The 11,025-nt window shown below is 70.4% G+C and carries 10 protein-coding genes; 4 read left to right on the top strand and 6 right to left on the bottom strand.

Translation table 11 applies throughout. The features are described from left to right. Positions 1-960: PfkB family carbohydrate kinase (locus R6V09_RS34615; protein ID WP_317885421.1), on the top strand; the 960-nt coding region annotated here is incomplete at its 5' end. Between the two features lie 94 nt (positions 961-1,054). Then, on the top strand, positions 1,055-1,249 hold the full coding sequence (locus R6V09_RS34610; RefSeq protein WP_317885420.1) for a DUF1918 domain-containing protein: 195 nt from the start codon (positions 1,055-1,057) through the stop codon (positions 1,247-1,249). A 1-nt stretch (position 1,250) separates the two neighbouring features. Here the strand turns inward: R6V09_RS34610 and R6V09_RS34605 are convergent, their stop codons facing one another. After that, positions 1,251-2,495 (bottom strand): glycoside hydrolase family 10 protein, encoded by a 1,245-nt coding sequence (locus tag R6V09_RS34605; RefSeq protein WP_317885419.1) that lies wholly within the window; start codon positions 2,493-2,495, stop codon positions 1,251-1,253. Between the two features lie 168 nt (positions 2,496-2,663). Here R6V09_RS34605 and R6V09_RS34600 point away from each other — a divergent pair, with 168 nt between their 5' ends. Then, positions 2,664-3,539 carry a 3-hydroxybutyryl-CoA dehydrogenase gene (locus R6V09_RS34600; protein ID WP_317885418.1) on the top strand — a complete coding sequence of 292 codons (876 nt, stop codon included), beginning with the start codon at positions 2,664-2,666 and terminating at the stop codon, positions 3,537-3,539. Between the two features lie 204 nt (positions 3,540-3,743). Further along, positions 3,744-4,001: a hypothetical protein gene (locus tag R6V09_RS34595; RefSeq protein ID WP_266767051.1), complete on the top strand. Its 258-nt coding sequence runs from the start codon at positions 3,744-3,746 to the stop codon at positions 3,999-4,001. Positions 4,002-4,070: 69 nt separating this feature from the next. Here the strand turns inward: R6V09_RS34595 and R6V09_RS34590 are convergent, their stop codons facing one another. The 5 genes from R6V09_RS34590 to pheS all read right to left on the bottom strand — a co-directional run. Beyond that, positions 4,071-4,604 (bottom strand): NUDIX hydrolase, encoded by a 534-nt coding sequence (locus R6V09_RS34590; RefSeq protein WP_317885417.1) that lies wholly within the window; start codon positions 4,602-4,604, stop codon positions 4,071-4,073. Between the two features lie 76 nt (positions 4,605-4,680). Further along, positions 4,681-6,021 (bottom strand): transcriptional regulator, encoded by a 1,341-nt coding sequence (locus R6V09_RS34585; protein ID WP_317885416.1) that lies wholly within the window; start codon positions 6,019-6,021, stop codon positions 4,681-4,683. A gap of 196 nt (positions 6,022-6,217) precedes the next feature. Continuing rightward, positions 6,218-7,348 carry a PP2C family protein-serine/threonine phosphatase gene (locus R6V09_RS34580; protein WP_317885415.1) on the bottom strand — a complete coding sequence of 377 codons (1,131 nt, stop codon included), beginning with the start codon at positions 7,346-7,348 and terminating at the stop codon, positions 6,218-6,220. 249 nt (positions 7,349-7,597) lie between these two features. Next, positions 7,598-10,102: a phenylalanine--tRNA ligase subunit beta gene (gene pheT, locus R6V09_RS34575; protein WP_317885414.1), complete on the bottom strand. Its 2,505-nt coding sequence runs from the start codon at positions 10,100-10,102 to the stop codon at positions 7,598-7,600. After that, a partial coding sequence (gene pheS / locus R6V09_RS34570) for a phenylalanine--tRNA ligase subunit alpha (RefSeq protein ID WP_317885413.1) occupies positions 10,102-11,025 on the bottom strand: 924 nt, incomplete at its 5' end. The genes pheS and pheT, both read right to left, overlap by 1 nt.

Below are 11,025 nucleotides of genomic sequence, written 5' to 3'. Positions count from 1 at the left end.
CGTACGGTCGCCGTCCTGCCCCTGGGCGGCGCTCCGGGCGCGCTGGTCGCGGACCTGCTCGACGCGCAGGGCATCGAGGTCGCGCCGGTGCCGGTCGCCGGGGCCACCCGCTCGAACATCGCCCTCGCCGAGGCGGACGGCGTCCTCACGAAGATCAACGCCCCCGGCCCCGAACTGACCGCCGCCGAACAGGAGTTGCTCCTGGAGACGGTCCGCCGGCAGTCCCGTGACGCCGACTGGATCGCCTGCTGCGGCAGCCTCCCGCGCGGCCTCGCGCCGTCCTGGTACGCCGAGTTGGTCGCCCGCGCGCACGCCGCCGGCGTCCGTATCGCACTGGACACCTCCGGCCCCGCGCTCATCGAGGCCCTGCGCGAACGCCCCGACGTCGTCAAGCCCAACGCCGAGGAACTCGCGGAGGCCGTCTCCCGCCCCCTCGCCACCGTCGGCGACGCGGTCAAAGCAGCTGAAGAACTACGGGAGTTGGGCGCCGGCGCGGTGCTCGCCTTCACGATCCAGCAGAGCGGCGGCGCGCTGACCACCGCCGACCTGTATCTCCTCGCGGCCCTGGTGGTCTGCGCGGCCGGCTACACCGAGGGCGGCCGGCTGGCCCGGGTGATGCCCGGCTGGCAGGTCATCGCCTGGGCACTGGTCCTGTGCCTCCCGCTGAGCGTGCCGGCCGCCGCGATCGCGCTGTCCTACGACACCCCGCAGCTCACCGCGCACAGCGTGGCCGGGATGCTGTGGGTCGCCGCCGGTTCGCAGTTCCTCGGGCTCGTCGTCTGGTACCGGGGGATGGCGGTCATCGGGGTCCCGAAGGCCAGCCAGTTGCAGTTGGCGCAGCCGCTGCTCACGCTGGTGTGGTCGGTGTTCCTGCTGGGTGAGCACCTGCCGGTGGCCGCTCCGCTGACCGCGGCGGCCGTGCTGGTGTGCATCGCGGTCACCCAGCGCGCCCGGAGTTGAGGGGCGTGCACGTGCCGGTCCCGGCCGGGCGGCCCGCCGTAGACTCGAAGGCGTACGGACCGCTGCTCCCGGACTCGGTGAGGAGGCGCTTCAGATGCGTGCGACCGTGGGCGACCGGCTCGTCCAGCACGGCAGGGTGGTCGGCCTGCACGACCAGGTCTCGGAGGTCGTCGAAGTGATGGGCACGGAGGGCAGTCCGCCCTACCGCGTCCGCTTCGCCGACGGGCACGAGGCCGTGATGTCACCGGGCCCCGACTGCGAGATCAAGCACCAGGACACGGAACGGTAGGTCAGCGCGGGGGTTTCGCCGGCTGCTGGTAGTGGTCGGCGACCACCCGCGCCATCGCCCCGATCGGGTCCACCGCGACGTCCCGGGCGGCGAAGAAGACATGCCCGCCGACCTCCGGGTAGCGGTCGGCGAGGGTGAGGTGCCGGGAGAGTTCGGCCGGGTCCTGCCAGGCTGCGGGCTGCGCCGGGTCCCCCGCCTTGTAGAGCGCCTCCCCCGCGTACAGCCGGGTCTTCGAGCCGCGCGCGACCGCCGCCCACCAGGGCAGCAGCTTGGCGTAGTCGGCGGCGGCGAAGCCGATGTTCCAGTAGAGCTGAGGAACGATGTAGTCGATCCAGCCCTCGCGCACCCACTTCCGGGTGTCCGCGCAGAGATCGTCGTACGTCTGCACCCCCGCCCTGGTGTCGGAGCCGCGCGGGTCGGTCGCGATGTTGCGCCACACGCCGAAGGGGCTGATGCCGAAGCGCGTGCCCGGGCGGGTCCGCTTGATGCGGGCGGCGGTCTCGCGGATCAGCTTGTCGATGTTGTCGCGGCGCCACGCGGCCCGGTCGGTGAAGGCGCCGCCGTACCTGTCGTAGGCCGCGTCGTCGTCGAAGGTCTGACCGGCCACCGGGTACGGGTAGAAGTAGTCGTCGAAGTGAACCGCGTCCACGGCGTACTTGCGCACCGCGTCGAGGATCGCGTTCTCGACGAAGAGGCGGACCTGCGGCAGCCCCGGGTTGTAGTAGAGCTTCCCGCCGTACGTCACGACCCAGTCGGGGTGCTTGCGCGCGGGGTGCGAGGCGACGAGCTTCGTCAGGTCGGTGTTGTTGGCAATGCGGTACGGGTTGAACCAGGCGTGCAGTTGCAGTCCGCGCACATGCGCTTCCTCCACGGCCGTCTTCAGCGGGTCCCAGCCGGGGGCGACGCCCTGGGTGCCGGTCAGGTACTGGGACCAGGGTTCGTACGGTGAGGGCCACAACGCGTCGGCCGTGGGCCGGACTTGGAAGATCACCGTGTTGAGGCGGTCGCGGACCGCCGTGTCGAGGTGGGCGATCAGTTCGGTGCGCTGCTGCGCGGCGGTCAGGCCCGGGCGGGAGGGCCAGTCGCGGTTGGCCACCGTCGCCAGCCACACGCCCCGCATCTCGGTGACCGCACGCGGACGCCCGGCCGGTACGGGCGTGCGCCCCGTGTCCGCCGCCGCACTGCCCGTCGTGGCCAGCGTCGACAGCGCCGCCATCGCGAACGTCCGACGTGACAATCGCCCCATTCGTACACCCCCATACGCTGTGGACCCGCGCGGTCACGGATCGTCTCCGCGCCCCAGGATGCCCGACCCCGGCGATCGATCATCGATACTTGCGGGTAACGTGCACGATCGGAGCAGGAACCGGACAACGGACTCCTGCCACTGCCGTAGATCTGCGAAGGGGACGATGTGACGGACATCCCGGCGGGAGACATCTCGCGCGTCGGAGTGGTCGGCTGCGGCCAGATGGGCGCCGGTATCGCCGAGGTGTGCGCCCGCGCAGGCCTGGACGTGAAGGTCGCCGAGACCACCGGCGAGGCCCTGGAGATCGGCCGGACCCGGCTGTTCAACTCCCTGACCAAGGCCGCGGAACGCGGCAAGATCACCGCCGAGGAACTGGCCGAGACCCAGGCGCGGCTCAGCTTCACCACCGACCTCGGCGAGTTCGCCGACCGCGACCTCGTGATCGAGGCCGTCGTCGAGAACGAGCAGGTGAAGACCGAGATCTTCCAGGTGCTCGACCAGGTCGTGAGCCGCCCCGACGCGATCCTGGCCTCCAACACCTCCTCGATCCCGCTGGTGCGGCTCGCGGTCACCACCTCGCGCCCCGACCAGGTCATCGGCATCCACTTCTTCAACCCGGCCCCGGTGCAGCAACTCGTCGAGCTGATCCCGGCGTTGACCACCTCCGAGGGCACGCTCAGCCGGGCCCAGCTGTTCACCGAGAAGGTCCTCGGCAAGCACGCCATCCGCGCCCAGGACCGCTCCGGCTTCGTGGTCAACGCGCTGCTGATCCCCTATCTCCTGTCCGCGATCCGGATGTTCGAGTCGGGCATCGCCAGCCGCGAGGACATCGACAACGGCATGGAGCTGGGCTGCGCCCACCCCATGGGCCCGCTGAAGCTGTCCGACCTGATCGGCCTGGACACGGTCGCCTCGGTCGCGTATTCGATGTACGAGGAGTACAAGGAGCCGCTGTACGCCGCTCCCCCGCTGCTCCAGCGCATGGTCGACGCGGGACGCCTTGGCCGGAAGTCCGGCTCGGGGTTCTACACCTACGGCTGAGCGCGCACCGCGCGACAACTCACCGTGACTTCACGGCCGTTACGGGCCCGGCGCTCTTCGGAGTGCCGGGCCCGCGGCATTCACACACCGTGTGCGCGCCGGGCTCGCATATGCCGCTCGCACACTCTCCCCCGGTGCCCACCAGGCGAGTTGACTCTTCATGCGCATGCAAGGGATGTTCCGACTACGGAAAGGAGCGGACACGTGACCGCCGACCCCGAGCATCCCGTGGTACATGGAGAACTCGCAGAGTTACGCCGCCGCCTCGACGTCGCCTACGCGCGGGTCGAGGGAGGGCTGGCGCTGCTCAGCCATCGCACCGAGGAAACGGACAAGGAACTGGACGACCTGAGCGCACGAATCGTTGCACTGGAGCACACGAGGTGGCCGCTGCCGGCTATCGCCGCGCTCACCGCCGTGGGCGCGCTTGTCGTGACGGTCTGGCAGGTACTGGGGCGTTAGACGTCCCGTTCGAAGGCCGGTGAGTTGACTGCGGGTCCATTGTGGCTGGTCGCGCAGTTCCCCGCGCCCCTACGGAGCGCTCCTCAAATGGTGCAAGAGCAGTAACGCGGCCGCCATGTTGGCGGCCGGGACCTCCCCGCGGGCGACCATGTCGGGTACGAGTTTGAGCGGTACCCATTCCCGGCGGTCCGACTCGAAGTCGTCCACGGGGTGTCCGGTGTACTCGCCCTCGTCGGCCCAGTAGATGTGGTGCCGGGCGTCAGTGAGCCCGTTGGACGGTTCCACGCTCATCAGGTGGTGCAGGGGCCCCGGCCGCCAGCCGGTCTCTTCCTCCAGTTCCCTGGCGGCGGCGCGCGCGATGTCCTCGCCGTCCTCGACGACGCCCGCCGCGAGCTCCCACCCCCAGCTGTCGGTGATGAAGCGGTGCCGCCACAGGAGCAGTACTTCGTTCGCCTCGTTCACGACCGTCGCCACCGCCACCGGCCTCAGCCGTATGAGGAAGTGGTCGAGGTGTCGGCCGTCGGGTAGTTCGACATCCGCGAGATTGACGCTGAACCAGCGGTTTGAGTACACAGTTTGTTCGTTCTGTTTCGTCCACTGCACGGTTCTGCCACCTTCCGTCGAGTAAGTGGCAATATCGCAGCAGGGACTGTGATGCGTACGTCTACGAGTTGTCGGTCTACAGCGGTACGCGCAGTGCCCCGTCGATGAGTTCGGCCGCCTCGGCCGTACCCGCGCAGTCGCTGCGCACCAGGTACTCGCGTACCGCGCGGAGTCTGTCACGCAGCCGCTGGGACTCCATCCCCCTGGCCTGCTCGGCCATCTGCACCGCCGTGGCCACCGCTTTGTCGGCGTTCCCCTGACGCAGTTCGATCTGGCTGAGCATGGCCAGCCGGTGCACCCGGCCCCGGTCGTGCGCCGGAGTGTCCACGGCCGCGGTGGCGTGCTCCCCCGCCGCTGTCAGATCACCCAGGCTGAGCAGCGCCTCCGCCACCTGGACGTTGACCAGGCCCGGTTGGACATAGCCGGTCTCGTCGGGTTCGTATCCGCGCCGGATGCGTTCGGCGGCCTGCTCGGCCCGCCGGATGCACGACAGCGCGCTCGTGCCGTCGCCGAGGTGCGCGTACGCCTTCGCCTGCATCGCGTACAGGTCGGAGGCGAGCGCCGGGGTGATCTGCCGGCCGGCGGCCCGCAGCGCGGCTTCCGCGAAGGCGACGGCCTGCCGGAACTCCCGCATGAACAGCGACTGGTTGACGAGCAGTGCGATGACGTACGCGCCAAGTCCCCTGTCGTTGCTGGCCTTCGCGAGCCGCAGCGCCTGGTGGAAGTAGCGCTGGGCGAGTCCGTGCGCGTCGGAGTCGTAGGCGCAGATGCCCGCGATCGCCACCAACCCGCCCGTCGCCCGGTGCAGTTGGCGGCCGGTGGCGTCGGTGTAGCTGCCGCGCAGCAGCGGGGCCGTCTCGGAGTTGAGGAAGCCGACGATGCGGGTGCGGGTCGCCACGCCGCCGGCCTTGCGGTACATCTGCTCGTAGTGGGCGCGGGCCGCGCGCAGCATCTCGATGTCGGCCATGCTCACCCGGTGCCGGCCGCCGCGCGAGACGTCCACGTCGTCCGGGGGGTTCTCCCACTCCCACACGGGCATCACCGCGGGCGTTCCGGTGACCGCGGGGGCGCCCAGGATGTGCGGGCGCTGCTGTTCGTCGGAGCGCCACAGGGCGGTGGCCCGCTCGACGAAGCCGGAGAGGGAGGTGCCGTGCGGGGTGGAGGGTTCGCCGGGTACGCCGAGACCGATGTCGTCGAGCGTGACGGGCCTGTGCAGACGGGTCGCGAGCACCTCGCAGATCAGGTCGGGGACCTGTCCGCGGGGCCGCTGGCCCTTCAACCACCTTGCTACGGCGGTGTGTTCGTACCGGAGTGCGAGGCCTCGGGCCCGGCCCGCCTGGTTCACGTGTGCGGCAAGTCCCGCGTGCGAGATGCCTGCCTCGTCCAGGATCGCGTCGAGGAGTGTGTTGGGCTGCATGGATGGCCCCCCGGTGACTCGGTGCGGACAGAGTAGTGCGGGTCCGTTCACACGGGGTGTGAACGGAGTGCGTGGATCCGGGGTGTGTGCGCGCTGTCGCGGAGAGTTCCCGACCGGTTGACTGGATTGCCTCGCAAGAGGCCGGCCGGGCCGCCGGCTCCCCCTCGTAAGTGCGGCGGCCTGGCTTTGCGGGCGACTAAACACCGTTGGGCTGTCGGGAGTTGGTCGACTGCGGGTGCGTTGTGGCTGGTCGCGCAGTTCCCCGCGCCCCTAGGTGGGGATGCACCAGCTTGCGGTCATTGCTCAGGACGAGCATCGCCACGTCGTCCGTCGGGGTGCCTCCTGTGTGGCGCAGTAGTGCCGTGAAGACTGAGCCGAGCACCGACTGGGGTACGGGCAGCGGGTGTTGGGCCACCGCCGCGCTCAACGCATCCCTCAGCGGGAAGAAGCGGCCCCGCGCGTCACGGGCGTCCTCCGCTCCGTCCGTGTAGAGGAACAGGGCCTCGCCCGGGAGAAGTTGACCGCAGCAGACGAACGGCAGCTCTGTCGGCAACGGGAACGGACCGAGGGGCGGAAGAGGATCGGCGCGGGCAAGTGGCTCAACACCCGTGCCGCTCAGCAGGTACGGCCACGGATGACCGCAGTTCAGCCCCCGCACCTCTCCGTCCCTGCCGATCTCCAGCAGCAGTACGGTGACGAACTCCTCCGCGACCGGGCTGTCGGGGTCGAGGCCGCCCGACGCCGGGTGTTCCGCGCGGGCGCGTTCGCGCAGGTGGCGAGCGAGGGCGCGGTCGAGGCGCCGCAGGACGCCCTCCAGGTCGGGCTCGTCAAGGGCGGCCTCGCGGAAGCTGCCGAGGACGGCGGCCACCGTGCCGATCGCGGCGATGCCGTGGCCTCGTACGTCACCCATCACGACCCGGACGCCGTGCTCGGTGGCGATCACCTCGTACAGGTCACCCCCGACCACCGCGCCGCGCTCGGCGGACAGTTGGGCGGCGGCGATGTTCAGGCCGTCGAGGCGGGGTGGCAACGGACGCAGCAGCGCGTTCTGGGCGGCGCCCGCGATCTGGCGGATCTGCCTCAGTTCGCGCAGCAGGGAGCGGCGGACCTGGACGATGAGACCGGTGCCGACCGCGAAGAACACCGCGCTGGTGACGATGCGGGCACCCAGGCTGTTCTGCTGGGCGAGCGGGCAGGCGAGTTTGTAGGTGATCGCTATGGCGCCCCAGACCGTGGGCAGCCCGAGGGCGAGCGCCCGGCGCAGTGGACGGCGGGCGCGCGGCCTCGGGCGCGGCCTGCGGGGAACCCCAGCCTTGATGCGGATCATGCCTGTGGCCCCCCAAATAGGCCCCGACAGCGCAATCGGACCGACCCCGAAAGGCCGGTCCGATTCTGTCGACCGCATGCCCCGATCGGGCCACATCGCCCGAACTTCTCACCCGAACGAGTGAGGAGACATGAGACAACCGCATTTATGCAGACAGGGGGAGGTGGAGCGCCCCTTCAGGGGCGCGGGGAACTGCGCGACCAGCCACGACGAACCCGCACCCGGCAACCAACCGCAGCTCCCCACCCCTTAGCCGCGAAGCACAGCCCCGACCCGCTCGCCGGCCAACACCACCGCCGCATCCCGAGCCGCCGACGCCTCATCCACAGTCAACGTCCGGTCAGCCGCCCGGAACCGCAACGCATACGCCAGCGACTTCTTCCCCTCGCCAAGCTGCGCAGCGTTCTCGTACACGTCGAACAGCCGGATCGACTCCAGCAGTTCACCCGCCCCCTCACGCAACGCCGCCTCAACACCCGCATGCGGGACAGAGGCGTCGACGACCAGGGCGACATCCTGCGTGGCGACCGGGAACGTGGAGATCTTCGGGCCCTTGGGGACACCCGCAGACGCCAACTCCAGGACATCCAGGTCCAGTTCCATCGCGCTGGTGCGTGCGGGCAGACCCAGGGTCTTCAGGACACCGGGGTGCAACTCACCGGCGTACCCGATGACTTGCTCAACACCCTCGACGACGACCGCGAGTTCGGCGCAGCGCCCCGGGTGCCAGGGCCCGTACTGCCCACCCCGCACGACGAGTTCCGTACCGGCCTCACGCGCAAGCACCCGCGCCGACTCGACCGCGTCGGCCCAGTCGGACGGTCGGCCCTTGCCCCACCAGCCGGCCTGCTCGCGGGCGCCCGTGAGGACGACGGCCGCGTGCCGGGGCTGGAGGGGGAGCGCCTCGGTGAGAGAGGCGATCTCCTCGTCGGTGGGACGCCGGTCGACGGGCAGCCGTACCGCGATCTTCAGCTCTTCGCGCGGGTGGAAGACCAACCCCGTCTCGAACAGCGCGAGATCGTGCGAGCCACGACCGTCGTTCCGGCGCAGCGCACCGAGCAGGCCCGGCAGCAGTGTCGTACGAAGAGCCGGCTCCTCGTCGGAGAGCGGGTTGACCAGCTTGACGACCTTGCGGTTCGGGTCGTCGGCGGCCAGGCCGAACTGGTCGAAGACGTGCTCGCCGATGAACGGGTAGTTCGGCGCCTCGACATAACCGGCGCCGGCCAGCGCGCGGCCGACCCGGCGATGCAGCCGCTGACGGTCGGTGAGGCCACGGCCCGCGGGGGGCTTGGGGAGCGTGGAGGGCAGGTTCTCGTAGCCCTCAAGACGGATGACCTCCTCCGCCAAGTCATTCGGGTCGGTCAGGTCGGGGCGCCAGGACGGGACGGTGACGATCAGCTCGTCCTGCCCGTAGACGTCGCAGCCGACCTGCTGGAGGCGGCGTACGACGGTCTCGCGGCCGTAGTCGACACCTGCAACCTTGTCCGGGTGGTTGGCCGGAATGGTGATGGTGTGGGGTGCCGACGGGGCGATGACCTCGGTGACGCCGGCGTCCGCCGTGCCGCCCGCGAGGAGGACCAGGAGGTCCACCGTGCGCTGCGCGGCGGCCGAGGCGGCCTGCGGGTCGACGCCGCGCTCGAAGCGCTTGGACGCCTCGGAAGCCAGCTTGTGGCGGCGGGCCGTACGCGAGATGGAGAGCGCGTCGAAGTGGGCGGCCTCGACGACGACCTCGGTGGTGGTGCCCTCGGTGTCGTCGATCTCGGTGTTGGCGCCGCCCATGACACCCGCGAGGCCGATGGGGCCGCGGTCGTCGGTGATCACCAGGTCCTCGGCGTCCAGCGTGCGCTTGACGCCGTCGAGGGTGGTGAGCTTCTCGCCCTGCTCGGCCCGGCGCACGCCGATCGGTCCCTGGACGCGGGAGCGGTCGTAGGCGTGCAGGGGCTGGCCGAGCTCCAGCATCACGTAGTTGGTGATGTCGACGGCGAGCGAGATCGGGCGCATGCCCGCCTTCTGGAGGCGGCGGGTCAGCCAGAGCGGGGAGCGGGCCTCGGGGTCGAGGCCGGTCACCGTGCGGGCGGTGAAGCGGTCGCAGCCCATCGGGTCGGAGACCTGGACCGGGTAGCCGAAGGCGTTCGGACCGGGTACGTCGAGGAGGGCCGGGTCGCTCAGCGGGAGGCCGTAGGCGATGGCGGTCTCGCGGGCGACGCCGCGGATCGACAGGGCGTAGCCGCGGTCGGGGGTGACGGCGATGTCGAGGACCTCGTCGACGAGCTGGAGCAGTTCGATCGCGTCGGTGCCGACCTCGTGCTCCGGCGGCAGGACGATGATGCCGTGGGAGCCGTCGTCGCCCATGCCCAGCTCGTCGCCGGAGCAGATCATGCCGTGCGAGGTCTTGCCGTACGTCTTGCGGGCGGCGATCGCGAAGTCGCCGGGCAGGACCGCGCCGGGGAGGACCACGACGACCTTGTCGCCGACGGCGAAGTTGCGGGCGCCACAGACGATCTCCTGGGGCTCACCGGTGCCGTTGGCCCGGCCGACGTCGACCGTGCAGAAGCGGATGGGCTTCTTGAAGCCCTCCAGCTCCTCGATCGTGAGGACCTTGCCGACGACGAGCGGGCCCTTGATGCCGTCGCCGACCTGCTCGACGGTCTCTACCTCAAGGCCCACGGAAATGAGCTTGGCCTGGACGTCGCGGCCGGTCTCCGTCGCCGGCAGGTCGACGTACTCCCGCAGCCAAGAAAGCGGGACGCGCATCAGATCTCCATCCCGAACGGCCGGGTGAACCGGACGTCACCCTCGACCATGTCTCGCATGTCTTCGACGTTGTGGCGGAACATCAGCATCCGCTCGATGCCGAACCCGAAGGCGAATCCGCTGTATTTCTCCGGGTCGACGCCACAGGCGACCAGCACCCGCGGGTTGACCATGCCGCAGCCGCCCAGCTCGATCCAGCCCTCCGAGGAGCAGGTGCGGCAGGGGCGGTCGGGGTTGCCGACGGACTCGCCCTTGCAGACGTAGCAGAGCATGTCCATCTCGGCGGACGGCTCGGTGAAGGGGAAGTAGTTCGGCCGCAGCCGGGTCTTCATCTCCGCGCCGAAGAGCGACTGGACCATGTGGTCGAGGGTGCCCTTGAGGTCGGCCATGGTGAGGCCCTCGTCGATGGCGAGGAGCTCGATCTGGTGGAAGACCGGGGTGTGCGTGGCGTCCAGCTCGTCCGTGCGGTACACGCGGCCGGGACACACGATGTAGACCGGCGCCTCGCGGTCCAGCATGGCGCGGGCCTGCACGGGGGACGTGTGCGTACGCAGGACGACACCGGACTCGTCGCCCTCCGTGCCCTTGGGTCCCTGGACGAAGAAGGTGTCCTGCATCTGCCGGGCCGGGTGGTCCGGGGTGAAGTTGAGCGCGTCGAAGTTGAACCACTCCGCCTCGACCTCGGGCCCCTCGGCGATCTCGTATCCCATGGACACGAAGACGTCCGCGACCCGCTCCATGAACGTGGTCAGCGGGTGCCGGGCGCCGGCCGGTACGCGGTCGTACGGCAGCGTGACGTCCACCGCCTCCTCGACCAGGACGCGGGCGTCGCGGTCGGCCTCCAGCTCGGTCTGGCGGGCGGCGAGGGCCTTGTTGACCGCGCCCCGGGCCTGGCCGACGAGCTTGCCGGCGGCTGCCTTGGC

Source organism: Streptomyces sp. W16 (assembly GCF_033194735.1).
Classification (GTDB): Bacteria; Actinomycetota; Actinomycetes; order Streptomycetales; family Streptomycetaceae; genus Streptomyces.
Note: the sequence above shows the minus strand (reverse complement) of the source record. Positions and strands in the feature narration are given on the sequence as shown.

Bases quoted from the DNA above. Each gene is read 5' to 3' on its own strand.
- R6V09_RS34610 (WP_317885420.1), top strand. From the start codon at position 1,055: ATGCGTGCGACCGTGGGCGACCGGCTCGTCCAGCACGGCAGGGTGGTC.
- R6V09_RS34605 (WP_317885419.1), bottom strand. From the start codon at position 2,495: ATGGGGCGATTGTCACGTCGGACGTTCGCGATGGCGGCGCTGTCGACG.
- R6V09_RS34585 (WP_317885416.1), bottom strand. From the start codon at position 6,021: ATGCAGCCCAACACACTCCTCGACGCGATCCTGGACGAGGCAGGCATC.
- R6V09_RS34580 (WP_317885415.1), bottom strand. From the start codon at position 7,348: ATGATCCGCATCAAGGCTGGGGTTCCCCGCAGGCCGCGCCCGAGGCCG.
- pheT (WP_317885414.1), bottom strand. From the start codon at position 10,102: ATGCGCGTCCCGCTTTCTTGGCTGCGGGAGTACGTCGACCTGCCGGCG.